A 16,665-nucleotide genomic window follows, 5' to 3' on the forward strand; every position below is an offset into this window, starting at 1 on the left:
TAATTTATCATCCATAATTTAGGGAAGTATTCCAGTGGGTATTTCCTTATAATTGAGAATGAAACCGACCTGTCTGCCTGTTCCCGGTTCTGCTCCTTCCGTTATTTCTTCCAGTGTGTAGGCCGGAGGCGGGGCAGGTGATGTCCGTGTTTCTCCAATGGGCGGCGTGCCCCAGTTCAGATGTAAGTTCTTGTCCAGCCGGTGAAGCAGGTACGTGTTTCCCCATACGGTGAAATGGTGTTCCGTAGCCGGTGAGGCATCCAATGAGAAAGTAAGGGTCAGTGTGGCTTTGTTCTCGTCCTCTTGCTTCAGTGCATAAGTTCCTTTGGTGATCAGTTCGAGTCCCGATGAAAAAGCGGTTCGTTGTCCTTGTTTGAAGAAATAAGCGTCACGGGCAGCGTTGCTGACAAGGAAAATGTCGTCAACACCCGGCAGTAGGTTCTCGTCCCCATTGGGACGCAGGGAGGACGAGCCGTGTATCAGATTGAGATCTTCGTAGTAGTCCACCACTTTAATGGGCAGAGTGAGCGTTTCCTGTGTGGCGTTGTCTGTCACTTTCAGATACGTGCTTCCGGTGAGAATTCCGGATATGTAAATCATTCGTCCGGCGGGAACTCCGCTCCAGCCGCTTTCGATTCCGGCACTTGCGATGCGGGGATTTCCGATTTCCAAAGAGTAGTCTCCGTTTCCGCTTTCGATTCCGAGGTAGCGTCTTCCTCCCATGGGCACTTCGTATTTGCTGTCGTAAAACCGCAGGGGGGCATCGGCATCGTCTTTACAGGCACTCCATAAAATAAGAATGCAAAACAAGATGGGGGTGTAAGAGAGGGTTTTAGTTTTCATAATAGTTTAGTGTTTTTTTTACAGTCCCCAAATGTAATGCATTCTTTTTATTTATTCAATAATCGGGCGAAATAAAGCGGGAATTTATAGCTTGCTCTTATAAATTCGTGCCATTGCCTTCTGATATTGATTCTCCAGTTGGAGGTAATTCTGATGACTTTGATAAATGACGGATACCTCGACAAAATACTCGATCATGCTGATCTGTCCGCCTGTCAGAGCCTGTTTCAGCAGTGCGAGGTCTTGTTGTGCCTGAAAAGTTTTCCTGTATTCCTCCATAGAGGTGTGCAGCGTTTTGGCCTCCCGATAGAGCTGTGCCAGTTCGGATTCCACTTGCAGGGTGGCGTTGTCTTTCTGCAAGTCGATGTTCAGCGCTTGCGTTTTGGCTATTTTCACCTTGTTGCGGTTCTCGAAAAGCGGGAAGGAGAATCCCACTACTACTCCGTTGAAAGGCGTTCCCGTTTCGGTGTTCCGGCGGTAGCCGAGTTCCAGTTTCGGCAGCCATTGCGACTTGTTGACGGCGATCTGCTTGCGGGCAACGAGGCTTTCGTTGTTGAACGCCATTAATGTGCGGTCGGTGGAGAGCACTTCCGATTTCAGTATCTGATAGTCGGCAGGGAAAGGCGTCGCGGGATACGTGCTTTCTTCGAACACTACGGGGATATTGCCGTTTAACGTGTTCAGTTCCTGCAACTTATTACGCAGTGCCGTCTCGTTCAGCGAAGTTTCCGTCTTGACATTCAGCAGTTCCAGATTGATTTTATTCGTTTCGAGGGCGTTCGCGTCTCCGGTTTGGAGGCGCTTGGCGTACATTTTGGCAAGTTCTTCCGCGTTGCGCAGCCGTTCCTCCAAGATGTGTTTTTGCTGGCGCAGCATGATAATGTCCAGACACACTTCTTTGGCGAGCAACAATTTCTCTTGGCGGAAGACATCCGCCTGACTGTCAAAAGCACCTGCTTTCAGACGATTCAGCTTGTTGCGGGTGGCATACAGGCTCGGAAAGTCGAAACTTTGTGACACCACAAGTTCGCCGATCGTTTCGTTTTTATCTTTCGCTCCCCAGAGGTGGGCGTATGATAAAGTCGGGTCCGGCAGGTTATTGTCCGTTTTGGCTTCCAGCTTTTGCGAGGTGATGAGTTGGGCGTTTGCTTGCAACTCCTTATTGTTGGCTTCGATATTCTTCAAAACCTGTTCGATGCCGCTTTGGGCCTGCACTTCGCCCGTGAGGGTGAGAAGTGCGCAGCTTACCAAAGAGCCTATGATGATGATTTGTTTCATACTTTTTTTATTTGTTTCTATATACATAGTAGCTATATTTAACTGATAATTATGCCTGTTCCGCCGGTACGCCGCATGGAGAATTTGCTCCGGTGCTACGCTGGCGATGCATCATCAGATAAACAATCGGAACGATGAAACCGTTCAGGAAAGTAGATGTTAAAAGTCCGCCTAAAATCACTTTAGCCATCGGGCTTTGAATCTCGTTGCCCGGCAGATCACCGCCCAGAGCCAGCGGTATCAGTGCCAGCGCAGAGGAGAGAGCTGTCATCAGGATCGGATTCAGACGGTCGAGAGAGCCTTGTACCACGCTGTCGTACACGTTCAGCCCCTCCACTTGCTGCAAGTGGTTGTAGTGGCTGATGAGCAGCATACCGTTGCGGGTCGCGATACCGAACAGCGAGATGAAACCGATAATTGCCGGAATGCTTACTTCGCCGGTCGTGATGACAAGCGCAAAAACGCCGCCGATCAATGCCAGAGGCAGGTTCAGCAAGATCACGCCGGACTCCTTGACGCTGCGGAACTCGTGGTAAAGCAACAGGAAAATAATGACAATACTCATGAAAGATGTCAACGCCAATACACGGCTGGCAGCCTGTTCGCTTTCGAATTGTCCGCCATACTCGATGTGGTAGCCTTCGGGCAACTGGATAGTGGCGTCTACCTGCTTCTGAATATCATTTACAACACTGCGCAGGTCACGGTCGGCAACGTTGGCGGAGATAACGATTTTCCGTTTTACATTTTCGCGGTTGATCGTGTTCGGTCCCATGGAGGAAACCACTTCCGCCACGTAGTTCAGAGGAACTTTGCGTCCGTCGTTGGTGTCGACCATGAGGTTGCGGATTTTCTCCATTTCGTCGCGTGCGTCGTCCTTCACTTTGACGATGAGGTCGAAACTCTTGCCCTGCTCGTACACTTGCGAAATCACTTTTCCTGCCAGCGCCACATTCACGTATTCAGAAAATTCCGGCAGGGTGATGCCGAATTTCGCCAGCATTTCCCGTTTGGGCTGTATCTTCAGCTGCGGGCGTTCGATTTGTTGTTCCACGTTGAGGTCGGCAATTCCCGGAATGTCGCTGATAGCTCCCTTGATCTGGTTGCCCAGCGAGAACATCTTGTTTAGGTCGTCTCCGAAGAGTTTGATGGCGATATTTGCCTTCGTACCGGACAACATCGCGTCGATACGGTGGCTGATGGGCTGACCGATTTCGATGTTTGCTCCGGTGATCGTTCCGAGTTTCTCGCGCACTTCGGCGACGAGTTCGCTGCGCGGGCGGTCTTTCAGTTCAAACGGTGCCTCGATTTCCGAAACGTTTACGCCGAGCGCGTGTTCATCCAGTTCGGCACGTCCCGTTTTGCGGGCTACGGTTTGTATTTCGGGGATTGTCAGCAGCAATTCTTCGGCACGGTGTCCCATCTTGTTGCTTTCTTCCAGAGATATGCCCGGCAGCGAACTGATATTGATGGTGAACGAGCCTTCATTGAACGAAGGAAGGAAGCTGCGCCCGAGCGTAAAGAATACCCCTAAGGCGATCAGGAAAAGGACGATGGTGCTGCCGAGTGTCACCCGTTTGTGAGCCAGCACCCATGTCAGCGCCTTTTCGTAAATGCCTTTCATCCAGCGGGCTACGAAAGATTCTTTCAGTTCCTTGTTCGTCTTGTTGCTGCCCAGCAGGTAAGAGCAGAGCACCGGAGTCAGCGTGAGGGCAACGACCGTGGAAGCGAACAGCGCCACGATGAAAGCGATACCCAGCGGTACCAGCATACGTCCTTCCATTCCACTTAGGAAGAACAGCGGCACAAAGCTGACGACAATGATCAGCGTTGAATTAAGAATCGGCATTCGCACTTCCTTCGAAGCGTTGAATACCACTTCGAGCGTGCTGAGGCGTTCGGCTTCCGCTTTCAGACGGTTCTCCCGCAGTCGCTTGTATACATTTTCCACGTCGACGATGGCATCGTCGACCAGCGAACCGATGGCAATCGCCATACCTCCCAGACTCATCGTGTTGATAGTCAGCCCCATGTAGTGAAGCGTGAGGATGGAGACGAGTAGTGAAAGCGGCAGCGTGACAAGGGAAATCAGCGTAGTGCGTACATTGGCCAAAAACAGGAAAAGTACGATGACGACAAAGATTCCTCCTTCAAAAAGAGACTTTTTCACGTTGCCGATAGAGCTTTCGATAAAGCGGCTCTGGCGGAAAATATCCGTGGAGACTTTGACGTCCGCAGGCAAATTTTTCTGTAAGTCTTGCAGAGAGGCCTCCAATTTGTCCGTCAGTTCCAGCGTGCTGGTGGCGGGCTGTTTGGTGACGGTCATGAGTACGGCCGGTTTGCCACGCTCCGAGGCTGTGCCCAGTTTCGGGGCTTTGGGACCTATTTTCACGTCGGCGATGTCTTCCAGCGTCACCGGAAAGTTGTTCACCGTTTTCACTACCGCTTTGCCGAGTTCTTCCACTTTGGGGGTAGAGAGTACTCCGCGCACGATATATTCATTGCCAAATTCGTAAAGTACTCCGCCGTTGGCGTTTAGGTTCATGTCTTGGGTGACGGCCATCACTTCTCCCATCGATACGCCGTAGTGGCGCATCCGTTCGGGGTCCAACTGAATCTGATATTCCTTGATGTCTCCTCCGAGCACTGCCACCTGTGCCACGCCTCCGGTGGAGAGCAGGCGCGGGCGGATCGTCCAGTCGGCAATCGTCCGCAGATCGAGCATGGAGGTGGAGTCGGCGGTCAGACCGACGATGAGCATTTCGCCCAAGATGGACGATTGGGGGCCGAGAGTCGGCTTGCCCACGTTGACGGGAAGTGACTCGCTGACTACAGCGAGCTTTTCGCTGACGATCTGACGGGCGAGGTATATATCTGTGCCCCAGTCGAACTCTACCCAGACAACGGAGAAACCGTTGGTCGAAGAAGAACGGACACGGCGCACGCCGGTAGCTCCGTTTACGGCTGTTTCGACGGGGAAGGTGACGAGCTGTTCCACTTCCTCGGCTGCCATACCGTTGGCTTCGGTCATGATGACCACTGTCGGGGCGTTCAGGTCGGGAAACACGTCTACTTCCGTGTGCATGGCGGTGTAAGTCCCCGCGATAAGCAGGAGGATGGCCGCGCAGAGCACAACCAGTCGGTTGTGCAGGGAGTAATGTATGATTTTATTTAGCATGATATTTCATTGATTAAGTCTGGTTCCTCCCGGTTTACTTTTGAGAAGTGCCGGACAGGGGATAAACTTGCGTAACTATAAATGAGTTCTGTGTGTGCCGCAAGGGAACTTGGATGCGGCGCTTTGCCGCTAGTGCTCATGACTGTGGGCAGGGATGGCGTTGCTTGCGCTTGCCAGGCGAACTTGGTATGCGCCTTCGGTCACTACACGGTCTCCGGGTTTGATTCCGGTCAGGATTTGTACACTTTTGCCATTGTCGGCGCCGAGGGTCACTTCCTGTTTCTTGTAGCCTTCTTCATCGAGTTGCAGGTAGACGAAGAAGATGCCTTGCTCTTCCGTCAGGGCGGTGCGGGGCACGGATATCACGTTTTCCAGTTGGGAGGAAAGCAGATAAACTTCGACGAATGACCTCGGAATCACTTCTCCTTTATTGTCAAATTCGAAGGTGACGGGCACGTAGAAGGAGTTGTCTCCGGAAGTTTTTCCGAAGGAAAGCAGTCTGCCGCTCAGTTCATTCAGTTCGTAGACCTCATTATTATAAGGTGTCCGGAAATTGGCGGAACTGATTGTGCGGAGATACGGGTAGTATTTTTCCGATACTTCGGCACGGAGGAAAAGCCGGCGGTTCTGCGTCACGCTGACCAGTGGCTGACCGATGGTTACGTAGTCTCCCTCATTGACCAGAATACTTTTCACGTATCCGGCAATGGGCGCGGTGATATTCTGACCGATGGCCGAGTGGTTTTTGGCGAGCGCTTCGTAGCTGATACGGGCGTTTTCGTAGTTCTGCTCCGCCTGTGCGAAATCCTTGTCGGACACAATCTTGTTTTTGACGAGCGACTTCATTCGTTCGTATTCCTTTTTGGATACTTCGTAAGCGATTCGGGCACGTTGTACGGGGTCACCGTCGGCGATGTTGTGCGAAGAAATAGTCACCAGCGGAGTGCCGCGACCGACGCTCATTCCTTCCGTCACCTTGCCGCGGAAAGAAACGACTCCGGCCACCGTGGCTACAGCCACCGATTCGTCGCCTTGGGCAGCGAGTACCTGTCCGCTTGTCTTGATGACTTGCTGGAAGGGGGCCGGTGTGATAGCATTTACCTTTACACCGGCAGCGTCAGCTTTCGCTTTCGGGAGGATGATTTCATCGCTGTGCTCGCCGGCGGGTTCGCTGGTGGCAACTTTGCCGTGATCGTGTCCTCCGCTGCATTCACCTTCGTGTGAATGGTCGGCTCCTTCGGCTTCGTGGTCATGACCTTCCACTTCGTGGTCATGTCCTTCGTGTTCATCATGATTGTGTGTGACGGTCTCGTGGTCATGCCCTTCATGACCAGTATTTTTACTATTGCAAGAGCCCAGGACGAATAATCCCATGACTCCTATAAAGATAAGTTTCTTCATAAATGTTGTTTTCCTACTAAGTTTTACTGTTTTTGTACGCTACAAAGATAGAGTAACGCAGATGCAACTTGCTTGCATTTACGTCATTACGCAAAAACAGAGTAGGGAGGGGCCCGAAGTGAGGAGGTACGAGGTATTTTCGTACCGTGCAGGGATTCACGATAGATGTAGTAATTTTTGACTCGTCTTTCCTGCGGTCGTAATAAATGTTCGATGATCGTATCCGTAAACAGGGTGGCGACGAATACGTAATTCGGTCCGCTGTCCGTGTGCACGGAGGGGATGGGGGAGTGGAAGCGGGTCATGCATTCGCTGCTGCAACATGAATCGCTTGCGGGGTGATGATGGTGGTTGGGGCATTGCTGCTCTACCGGTTGGTCCTGCTTCATGCAGATCATCCCGTTGGGGTGGTGGTGATGGGGAATAACGGCGGCTACCAACATAATGATGTTGATAAAGAATAGCATCGTTACTATGAATCGTTTCTTCCCTTTCATCCTTTATTGCAGAACATTGTCTGCTCTAAGTCTATTATTAAATTTGCACAAATATACAAATACTTTTTCTTTCACCTAAAGCAGATAATGTCTTTTTATTGTTTATTATTTCTTTTCCAGTTCCTGCAACGAATCCATCTTCTTCTTTTCGAGGAATTCGTAGATGCCGCAAAGATGCTCCGTCACCTTCTTATTGCCGAATTCGTAGACCTTTGTCACCAGTCCGTCAAGGAAGTCACGGTCGTGCGAAACGACGATCAGGGTGCCGTCGAAATCCATCAGCGCTTGCTTGAGGATATCTTTGGTTTTCATGTCGAGGTGGTTGGTCGGCTCGTCCAGAATCAGGAGGTTGACCGGTTCCAGCAGGAGCTTGATCATTGCCAGGCGGGTACGTTCGCCACCCGAGAGTACTTTCACTTTCTTCATAGACTCTTCCGGTCCGCCGAACATGAAGGCGCCCAGCAAGTCACGTATCTTGTTGCGGATTTCTCCTTTTGCCACGTCGTCAATCGTCTGGAAAACCGTGAGGTTTTCGTCCATCAGCGAGGCTTGATTCTGCGCGAAATATCCGATTTGTACGTTATGTCCCAGCGTCAGCGTGCCGTCGTGGTCGATTTCGTTCATGATACATTTCACCAGTGTCGATTTACCTTCACCGTTCTTGCCTACGAAAGCCACCTTGTCGCCACGTTCAATCGTCAGGTTGGCGTTGCGGAACACGACATGATCGCCGTACGTCTTCCCGACGCCTTCCATCGTGACGGGGTAACTGCCCGAACGGGGCGAAGGCGGGAATTTCAGCCGCAGTGCCGAAGTGTCTTCCTCGTCTACTTCCAGCAATTCCAGCTTTTCCAGCATCTTGACACGGCTCTGCACTTGCAAAGTCTTCGAATACGTCCCCTTGAAACGTTCGATGAAGGCTTCCGTTTCGGCGATGAACTTCTGTTGCTCGTCATAAGCCTTCTGTTGCTGTTCGCGGCGTTCCTTGCGCAGTTGCAGGTATTGGGAGTAGTTTACTTTATAGTCGTAGATGCGGCCCATCGTTACTTCAATGGTGCGGGTGGTGATGTTGTCCACGAATTTGCGGTCGTGGCTGATCACGATGACCGCTTTGCCGTTATTGATCAGAAAATCTTCCAGCCATTGGATCGATTCGATGTCGAGGTGGTTGGTCGGCTCGTCAAGCAGGAGTACGTCCGGTTTTTGCAGCAGCAGTTTGGCGAGCTCGATGCGCATGCGCCAGCCTCCGCTGAAGTCGCTCGTCTGACGTTGAAAATCTTCGCGTGTGAATCCAAGTCCGAGTAATGATTTCTCTACGTCCTCTTCGTAATTGGTTGCGTCGATGGAGTAAAATTTTTCGCTGAGGGCGGACACTTCCTCGATCAGTGCCATGTAGCTGTCACTTTCGTAATCCGTCCGTGTTTCCAGCTCCTTGTTCAGTGCGTCTATCCGTGCTTCCATCTCATGCAGATGCGCGAAAGCCTGTGCCGTTTCGGCAAACACGGTCCTGCCGTCTTCCGTCATCAAATGCTGTGGGAGATAGGCTACTACGCAATCCTTGGGGGCCGAAACCTTGCCACGGGTAGGCTGTCGGACTCCTGCCAGAATCTTGAGTAAGGTACTTTTTCCCGCTCCGTTTTTTCCCATCAGGGCGATGCGGTCTTTTTCATTAATAACGAAAGAAATATCACTAAATAGGGTAGTGCCGCTAAACTCTACGGCTAGTCCGTCTATCGAAATCATACAATTCTTTATAATTTGAGGCGCAAAGATAGCGAAATATATCAATCTTTTTTATAACTTGCGGGCTGAAAAACATTATTAACTGAAATATGTTGACTAAAAAGTAATTTTAGAGAATAATTTTAAAAATAATATAGAAACGATATGGAAGGCGGACAAACAAATGAATTCAGACCTCTTATCTTAGTGGCCGAGGACGACGACAGCAACTTCAAATTGATCAAAGCAATCATCGGAAAGAAATGTGATATACAGTGGGCCAAGAATGGCGAAGAAATCGTGGCACTGTTCAAGGAATACGGCAACGAGGCCAAAGCGATCCTGATGGACATCAAAATGCCTGTGATGAACGGACTGGATGCTACGAAGATCATCCGCGGAGAAAACAAGGAAATCCCTATTATCATGCAGACCGCCTACGCTTTCAGCTCTGACAAGGAGAATGCGATGAACGCGGGAGCGAGCGAAGTGCTGGTGAAACCGATCACACTGTCGATTCTGCGCAATACGTTGACGAAGTATTTCCCCGAATTGGTCTGGTAGACTGATCTCTTTTTTTGTCCGGTAGACTGATCTTTTTTGTTTGTTAAACCGGTCTTTGTTCCGGCAGACATGATCTTTATCCGGCAAAACGGTATCGCTGAGTAGAAAAACGGTATAACAATTCGGGTGTTTTTTCCTGTTTTGTATTTGTGATATTAACAAATAGCTGACGGCTGTAAAATAAAATAGGCGGACCTCACGGTCGGCCTATTTCTGTTCGTTTCCGTTAATTTGTTAGAGTTCAGAAACGACTCTATGTAAAGTCTCTCCTTTGAGAGATTTTAAGAGCGATTTTTATCGGCTTCCACCTGCCCACCAAACGGGTTCGGAGTATACGTATTGTCCGTCACCAAAGGCTTCTTTGATGGCTACATTTGCCAATACATCGTCTGCTCCGTAACCGAAACGCAGCGGGAATTTGTTAGAGTTCAGCGGGTTTTTCAGTTCCACTAAGTTTTCGTTCGCACCTTTCATACGGCGGTAGTCGTTGTAAGCTTCCAAAGATTCGCCGGATGCACCAAAGAATGCGAGATATTTCTGTACCATTGTTTCTTTTAATGGGTTAGCGGCAAAAAGAGGAGCTACTTCATTATCAAAATAGGCTTCGGCGACGGCGTCACCCAAGAAATCGGCTTTCCCGCCCAGCCAGTTTCTGGCGGCATCGGCAACTGTATTCTCCAAATTGGCAAATGCAGCGATAACGGCATCTTTCAAAGCGGCTTTTGCTTCATCTACTCTGCCACCCAGACGACACAGGGCTTCTGCTTCGAGGAATTTTACTTCATGGTAACTGATCAGTTGTGTGGGAGCGGTCATAGCCCATGAGGCCATAGACATGCCATAATTATTCTGTAATTCCTGAGGGGTGCCGTTAGGAGCTACGTTGATGGCATCGATTGTTGTGGCTTGATTTGCACCGCCTCCATATACAACATTTCCGCTAGGATCAGGTTGGATAAATGAGCGTGGAGCTCGCGGGTCATTTCTTGTTGCAAATTTCTCGATGAGACTTTCGCTGGCTGCAAGGCTGTTGCGGCTATAGCTGAAAGCCCAAAGGGGATTTAGTTGAGAATCACCGTCATAAATGTCCAGTTTACATTCTTCATTTGCATTGGTAAATGATTTACTTACATAGGTCAGAATGTTTTGGAGATCGGTAGTCTGATTGGCGCTTTTGTTAAGAAGACGCATTGTATAGCGTGCTTTCAGTGCATAAGCTGTTTTAAGCCACAGACCGGCTTGTGCATCTTGGTCTGATCCGTAGATGAGGTCTTTTGATCCCACTGCACCTGATAATCCTTCGTCTTCGGCTGTTCCATCCTTCAAAAGTGTGATAGCAGCATCCAGGTTCTGCATTACTTCTTTGTAGATAGACTCTTGTGAATCAATTTTAGGTTGCATATACTTCGGTGTGCCGTCCGGATTTAAAACTCCGGTTTCGCTGAACGGTGTGTCTCCGAACACATCGGCTACTACCGCACCATTGTAGGCAAGAAGGATTCTGGCTATTGCTTCAGTTACTACATTGCCTTTTTCCGATGGGTCTTCCTGACACTTGTTGATTACAATCTTTGCATTCTTTATATTGGCGTAAACGCTGATCCACGCATTGTTGTAGGTCGTGGCAGTGGTCGGTTCTCCGCTGCGGACTTCTGCCCGGTAGAGTTGGTTGCCGATACCTGTTTCGTGCTCCATGTAAACGGACGAATAGAGTGAAAAATCTCCTCCTACTGTGCTGAATGCAGTGCTGACTCCCAAGTCTGTTATCAAAAACTTCGCCGGAGCATCCTGCGGGTTATTGGGATTCTTGTTGACTTTGTCCATTGCATCTTCCGTACAAGCAGAAGCAATGACAGCAGTAAAGAAAGAAACTGCCAGCAATTTTCCTATTGATTTATATTTTTTCATTGTCTTGCAGATTAAAATTTAATATTAAAGCCGAAACCAAAGCTAGCTGTTTGCGGCATTGAATAGTCTTCGAAAGCTCCGGACATATTGTTGTTTCCTTGGCTGGCTTCCGGATCAAGGTCAGGCATCTGTGCCCAGACGAGGATATTTCTTGCGAAAGCATTCACCGAAAGTTCCATCCACTTTTTCTGGAGTACTTTGTAGCTTACTGCCACTTCGCGGAGTTTGATGAACGAGTTGTCGTATACAGAAGATTCGTCAATATCGTTCAGGCGGCTGTAGTACACTTGTTGCGCATTGGCTCCGGTGATGGCGATATCGTTTTTGGTTCCGTCCTGTTTGTAACCGTCAAAGATGATCGTGCCTTCCCGATTCTCTGTTCTTTTGCTGACGCCGTAGTAGTCGGACAAACCGGTAGTTCTGCTGTACATCTGGCCACCTTGTTTCCAGTCAAGTACAGCACTGATGGTACATTTCCACAGACGCAATGACGTATTGAAACCCATTACGAAATCCGGAGAAACTTTTCCGATCACCTGTGCCTCACCGGCGACAGGCAAACCGTTTTCGTCTACCAGACGATTGCCGTTAGCGTCTCTCTTGTATCCTACGCCATAGATTACAGGGAATTTTTCGCCTGCTGATGCACGAACCTGTGGAGTGACGTAACCACCCAGTGAAATGTTTTCCACACCCGGAGCCAGTTCGTCTACATAGTTGTCGATTTTGGTCCAGTTGAAACCGAAGTCCCAGTTGATATTCTTCGTGCGGATCGGGTTGAATCCCAATGTGATTTCGTGCGTGTCGGTATGAATCTTACCACCGTTTGTCAACAGTTTGCTGGCACCGGTAGAAGACGCCAAAGGCACTGAAAATATCTGGTCTTTGACGTTCTGACGCGAATAAGTATAATTCAACGTAATCAGGTTGTCGAAGAAGTTCACGTCGGCACCGATTTCGTACGAACGTGTATTCTGCGGTTTCAGATTCGGGTCGAATATTGTGTAGTACGGGGTATAGGCAGTAGTACCTTTGATGGGGTACATGATGGGAGTCAGCGAATAGAATCCTCCTCCGTACGTGGGAGTCGAGTAATAATTCTCAAGGAAATCACCAGCCTGTCCTACTTCCGCATAAGAAACTCTCAGTTTGGCGTAGTTGACTACATCATTTTTCAGTTCGTCAAGTTCTGTCAGGATGAAACCTGCTGACACAGAGGGATAGAAGAACGAACGGTTGTTGCGCGGCATGTTGGACACATAGTCCTGACGTCCGGTCACAGTCAGATAAAGCATGTTTCTGTACGAAGCCGATACGTTGCCGAAGAAACCGACAGTACGGTTTTTCCATCTTTCTTCTTCTGTAAGCTGAGTGGTTGCATTGTTGATATGATTCCACCCTGCGAAGTTATAGTTTGTTCCGTATTCGTAGTATTTCTTTCTGTTGCTCTGGATAAATTCGTTACCTGCTACAGCGTTCAATCCCCAGTCGTCATTGATGCGCCAGTCGTAGTTGATGGTCAGCAATGAGTTGTAGGTAGCGTTTGTCCAACCGTAGTTTTCTATCTGGCCGCGACCGCCGCCGGTGTTACTTCCGTATCCGTAGCTGTCAGAGTAGTGAGTGGTATAAGCGTCTACACCTAACATATATTTCGCGTTCAGTTTATGGTTGGCCGTTCCGAAATCTGTTTGATAAGTGGCATATACATTTCCGAAGAAACGGTTGGTGTCTTCTGTGTATTTGTTGTTGTCAATAGCCCAATAGGCATTGTCAAAATTTCCACGGAAAGAGTTTTGCTTATAAATGTCGCCGTCTACATGGCTGGGGATACCTGCCAGATCGTAGCTTGCGGGCGAAGCGTAAACAGTTCTCAGCAGTCCGTTTCCGGACGTTACCGCCTTGTCAATCGAAGTCGTGATGTAGTTTCCTGCAAAACCGGTTGTGAAGTTATTCGTCAGTTTCGTTTCGGCGCTTACTTTTACGTTGTATCTGTCCATGCCAGTTTTGGGGATAATACCGTCTTGGTGCGTATTTCCAAGAGAAACGGAGTATGAACTTTTTTCCAGCGTTTGTGCCACGTTCAGCGAGTTGCTCCAAGTGATACCTGTTTCGAAGAATTCTTTTGTATTGTCGTAAGCCTGTGGAGTAGCCCAAGGGTCAAGACCTGCTGAAGCACGCTGCGGCACGTAATATTTGCCGGATTGCATGCCATACTTTTGAGTAAATTCGTTGTCGGTGTTGCCGCCATAATTGGGATCGTTGGACAGTTCAGAAATCTTAGGTCCCCAGGATAATCCTGAAGTTGGGCTGTATCTTCCGCCGGACCCCTGTGCATACGTCTTTTGGAATTCGGGCAGGCGACCGACTACGTCAAAACTGACATTGGATGAGAAACTGACTTGGGGTTTGCCTTTTTCCAGTCCCTTACCGCTTTTGGTGGTGATGATGATCACACCATTGGATGCGCGGATTCCGTAAAGTGCCGAAGCCGCCTGTCCTTTCAGAATGTTGATACTTTCAATGTCGTTCGGGTCGATATCTACCGCGCGGTTGGCAAAGTCCACACCGCTAACACTACCGTTGTTCTGTATGTCCGTATCTACGTCAGGAGTACTGGTCACTGCCATTCCGTCGATTACGTAAAGCGGCGTGTTATCTCCGGAGAAAGAACGTGCGCCACGGATCGTGATCTGTGAAGATGCTCCGGGCATACCGCTCGAAGGTTTGATATCCAGACCGGAAACTTTTCCTTGCAACGCTCCTGCCAGGCTGGAGTTGGAAGCTTGGGTCAGTTGTTCGGACTTCACGTCCTGAACGGCGTAGCCCAGCGCTTTCTTTTCGCGGGAGATACCCATGGCCGTTACTACGACTTCGTCCAGGGCTTTGGCGTCACTTTTTAATACTACGTTGATAACGCCCTGTTTGATCGTTACTGTCTGCGGAACCATTCCTACATAGGAAACGCGCAAAGTTTTAGAAGAACTTGGTACGGCGGGGAGTTGCCCTTTCGGGAAGCGTTAAGTGTTTTTGGGGCTATTTAAGGCATAAAATGATAAAAAGATAGCATTTTGAATGATTCGCTGATGTTATTTTATGAAAATAACGATTTTAACACTATCTTTATGTCGTGTAATGTAATTTGAATATTATTAAAATCGTGCTCAAATCTTCTCATTTCATCAATATACTGATTAAATTCTTTCAATATGATACTTTATAGTTAAAAACGTAACACTTTTTTAATTTTGATATAAATAGTGTTATCTTTGCACCCTGTTAGAGACTAGAAGTCTATTTATAGGTTAAATTTAAGAGAGAATTTATGAAAAGAAAATTGATGTTCTTTATGACCTTCCTTTTTTTGGGTATAGGTCTGGTGACAGCGCAGACGTCCCGAGTTACCGGTGTGGTAACCGCCGAGGAAGATGGCCTGCCTGTTGTAGGTGCTTCGGTATTAGTGAATGGCACTACTCTTGGTACTATCACGGATATTGATGGTAAGTTTACAATCACGAATGTACCAAGTTCTTCTAAGACTTATTGATATTTTAAAGCCTCTCTTTTTCCTCCTTTTTATTCTATCTTATTGTAAATCAGAATATAAGTGCTTCTTTCCGCAACTTGGCTTCCCGGCTCACTTACTATAATCGCAACCTTTTCCCTTTCTTTTTCGATCTCAGTCATCTTTTTCGGGCAGGTACTTGGCTTGTTTTCAGGGGGCGGATGCTTAGGTTCTACCTTTATTTGAGGCTCTCTATGAGCGATAGGGGCAGACCGGTCTTTTCGGCAATGAGTTGATTGTCAATTCCTTGCTTTTTCATGTCGATGGCTGTCTGAAAGATGTTCAAGGCTTCTTCGCGACCTTTCTTCAGGCCTTCCTCAAGTCCTTCTTCAAGTCCTTTCTTTAGCCCTTCTTTCATTCCTTCTTTCAGCCCTTCTTCCATCCCTTTCTTTATTCCTTCCTTTTCCGCTGCATCCATTGTCACCAAATAATCCCGGTACACTTTGACGCTATTGTCGTATAGCTCTCTCTCCTTTGGAGACATAGAAGCCACATCAGCGATCTCTTCGAGTTTTTCGAAGACGGCTTTTCGTGCCTTGAATGGCAGGCGTTTTAAAGTTTCCATATTATTTAATATATAAATCCAACGTTCAAAATTCGTTTCACATTCCTCTTCGCTTTTTTTGAAGAGGGGGAGGGCGATGAATATTTGCCGGAACTTCTCCGAGAAGAGTTCACCTGTCTCCTTGTCTGCAAGAATAACGTCTGTCCGGAGTTTTATGTTCTTGTCCATGATGAAATTCATCAGAAAGACTCCGTAAACAGCTTTTATTTCAAATTTCCAGTCGTGCCCCGTCCGGCCCTGGTTGACGATGGCACGGGAGAGATAGAAGATGGAGCGTTCTTTAAAATTGCTCTGCATGCGGTTTTGCATTTCGACAATTATCTTTTCGCCCGTGTCCGTGGTGCAGTAGACATCGTAGATGATGCCTCGTCCTTCCGGGTAGTCCGGCAGCTGTTCGTTGTTCAAAAACGTTAAGTCGGTTATCACTCGTTCACCTTCGAGAAGGTCGTTCAGAAATTCGATTAGTAAATTCTTGGAGACTTCTCTGCCGAATATTAGTTTGAATCCGTAGTCGGTGAACGGATTGATAAATTTGCTCATTGTTTTGGTTGTTTCTCTTTTATGTTGTAAAGAGATGTTTCTCTTCGCATGTATAGTGAAGAGGCTTTTCTTTATTCTACAAAGATAGGATAAATTATTGTTTTATGATGCGTTTGGCGGGAGAAATAAATGACGTGGGTGCTCAAAAATGTTCATCTCCCTCTTAAAAATGTTCATCTTCCCCTAACTCGCTTTTTGAGGATGCCGTTGTAGGTGTCTTCAAATTCTGCCGAGTGGTTGAGTGCCCAGAGGATGTAGTCGCCCGGCTCGTTCTTTTTGAGCAGGGTGGAGCGGTATTCGGAGCTGAGGACTTTCCATAAGGTGCCGCAGGGACCACCCAGCTTTCTGCGTCGGGCGAGGGCGAGGATGGCTTTCACGGTTGGTTCGTTCCGGATGCCGATGGCGTCCATGTTGAGGCGTAGCAGGGATTCGGAGAATCCTCCGGAAGCAGTGTTTTCGTTCGGGGCTTCTTCTTGCTGACTTCTTTCGTATTGGATTCCGTTGTGCTTGGCTTCTTCCTGCTGGTTTCTTTCGTATTGAGTTCCGTTGTGCTTGGCTTCTTCCTGCTGGTTTCTTTCGTATTGAGTTCCGTTGTGCTTGGCTTCTT

General features: G+C 48.4%; 10 protein-coding genes and 2 pseudogenes. 2 read left to right on the top strand and 10 right to left on the bottom strand.

Features of this window, described 5'->3' with window-relative positions; all coding sequences use genetic code 11:
- Positions 1 to 18: 18 nt before the first annotated feature.
- From HMPREF9007_RS16030 to HMPREF9007_RS16010, 6 genes are all read right to left on the bottom strand, one after another.
- Entirely contained in the window at positions 19 to 843 is an 825-nt protein-coding gene (locus HMPREF9007_RS16030; RefSeq protein ID WP_008761069.1) for a hypothetical protein, read from the bottom strand.
- Positions 844 to 927: 84 nt separating this feature from the next.
- On the bottom strand, positions 928 to 2,121 hold the full coding sequence (locus HMPREF9007_RS16025; RefSeq protein ID WP_008761070.1) for a TolC family protein: 1,194 nt from the start codon (positions 2,119 to 2,121) through the stop codon (positions 928 to 930).
- A 49-nt stretch (positions 2,122 to 2,170) separates the two neighbouring features.
- Positions 2,171 to 5,299, bottom strand: coding sequence for an efflux RND transporter permease subunit (locus tag HMPREF9007_RS16020; protein ID WP_008761071.1), 3,129 nt, complete (start codon positions 5,297 to 5,299; stop codon positions 2,171 to 2,173).
- Positions 5,300 to 5,428: 129 nt separating this feature from the next.
- Entirely contained in the window at positions 5,429 to 6,700 is a 1,272-nt protein-coding gene (locus tag HMPREF9007_RS16015) for an efflux RND transporter periplasmic adaptor subunit (RefSeq protein ID WP_008761072.1), read from the bottom strand.
- An 86-nt stretch (positions 6,701 to 6,786) separates the two neighbouring features.
- Complete coding sequence (locus HMPREF9007_RS0124835; protein ID WP_011108102.1) at positions 6,787 to 7,197, bottom strand: DUF6769 family protein; 411 nt, start codon at positions 7,195 to 7,197, stop codon at positions 6,787 to 6,789.
- A 105-nt stretch (positions 7,198 to 7,302) separates the two neighbouring features.
- Entirely contained in the window at positions 7,303 to 8,940 is a 1,638-nt protein-coding gene (locus tag HMPREF9007_RS16010; protein ID WP_008761073.1) for an ABC-F family ATP-binding cassette domain-containing protein, read from the bottom strand.
- A 144-nt stretch (positions 8,941 to 9,084) separates the two neighbouring features.
- Here HMPREF9007_RS16010 and HMPREF9007_RS16005 point away from each other — a divergent pair, with 144 nt between their 5' ends.
- Entirely contained in the window at positions 9,085 to 9,483 is a 399-nt protein-coding gene (locus tag HMPREF9007_RS16005) for a response regulator (RefSeq protein ID WP_008761074.1), read from the top strand.
- A gap of 294 nt (positions 9,484 to 9,777) precedes the next feature.
- On the opposite strand, the gene HMPREF9007_RS16000 is transcribed toward HMPREF9007_RS16005, so the two are convergent.
- Positions 9,778 to 11,391: a SusD/RagB family nutrient-binding outer membrane lipoprotein gene (locus tag HMPREF9007_RS16000; RefSeq protein ID WP_008761075.1), complete on the bottom strand. Its 1,614-nt coding sequence runs from the start codon at positions 11,389 to 11,391 to the stop codon at positions 9,778 to 9,780.
- 11 nt (positions 11,392 to 11,402) lie between these two features.
- Positions 11,403 to 14,372, bottom strand: a pseudogene (locus tag HMPREF9007_RS15995) (SusC/RagA family TonB-linked outer membrane protein); the annotation flags it as partial.
- Positions 14,373 to 14,713: 341 nt separating this feature from the next.
- Here HMPREF9007_RS15995 and HMPREF9007_RS15990 point away from each other — a divergent pair.
- Entirely contained in the window at positions 14,714 to 14,935 is a 222-nt protein-coding gene (locus HMPREF9007_RS15990) for a carboxypeptidase-like regulatory domain-containing protein (RefSeq protein ID WP_008761077.1), read from the top strand.
- Positions 14,936 to 15,131: 196 nt separating this feature from the next.
- Here the strand turns inward: HMPREF9007_RS15990 and HMPREF9007_RS15985 are convergent, their stop codons facing one another.
- Together HMPREF9007_RS15985 and HMPREF9007_RS27585 are read right to left on the bottom strand one after the other, a co-directional pair.
- Positions 15,132 to 16,058, bottom strand: a complete 927-nt coding sequence (locus tag HMPREF9007_RS15985) for an Rpn family recombination-promoting nuclease/putative transposase (RefSeq protein WP_008761078.1) — start codon at positions 16,056 to 16,058, stop codon at positions 15,132 to 15,134.
- A 173-nt stretch (positions 16,059 to 16,231) separates the two neighbouring features.
- A pseudogene (locus HMPREF9007_RS27585) lies at positions 16,232 to 16,665 on the bottom strand (hypothetical protein); the annotation flags it as partial.

Source organism: Bacteroides sp. 1_1_14, assembly GCF_000162515.1.
Lineage (GTDB): Bacteria > Bacteroidota > Bacteroidia > Bacteroidales > Bacteroidaceae > Bacteroides > Bacteroides thetaiotaomicron.

Coding starts and splice junctions, on each gene's coding strand:
- HMPREF9007_RS16000 (WP_008761075.1), bottom strand. CDS start 11,391: ATGAAAAAATATAAATCAATAGGAAAATTGCTGGCAGTTTCTTTCTTT.
- HMPREF9007_RS16005 (WP_008761074.1), top strand. CDS start 9,085: ATGGAAGGCGGACAAACAAATGAATTCAGACCTCTTATCTTAGTGGCC.
- HMPREF9007_RS16015 (WP_008761072.1), bottom strand. CDS start 6,700: ATGAAGAAACTTATCTTTATAGGAGTCATGGGATTATTCGTCCTGGGC.
- HMPREF9007_RS0124835 (WP_011108102.1), bottom strand. CDS start 7,197: ATGAAAGGGAAGAAACGATTCATAGTAACGATGCTATTCTTTATCAAC.
- HMPREF9007_RS16010 (WP_008761073.1), bottom strand. CDS start 8,940: ATGATTTCGATAGACGGACTAGCCGTAGAGTTTAGCGGCACTACCCTA.
- HMPREF9007_RS16030 (WP_008761069.1), bottom strand. CDS start 843: ATGAAAACTAAAACCCTCTCTTACACCCCCATCTTGTTTTGCATTCTT.
- HMPREF9007_RS16025 (WP_008761070.1), bottom strand. CDS start 2,121: ATGAAACAAATCATCATCATAGGCTCTTTGGTAAGCTGCGCACTTCTC.
- HMPREF9007_RS15985 (WP_008761078.1), bottom strand. CDS start 16,058: ATGAGCAAATTTATCAATCCGTTCACCGACTACGGATTCAAACTAATA.
- HMPREF9007_RS16020 (WP_008761071.1), bottom strand. CDS start 5,299: ATGCTAAATAAAATCATACATTACTCCCTGCACAACCGACTGGTTGTG.
- HMPREF9007_RS15990 (WP_008761077.1), top strand. CDS start 14,714: ATGAAAAGAAAATTGATGTTCTTTATGACCTTCCTTTTTTTGGGTATA.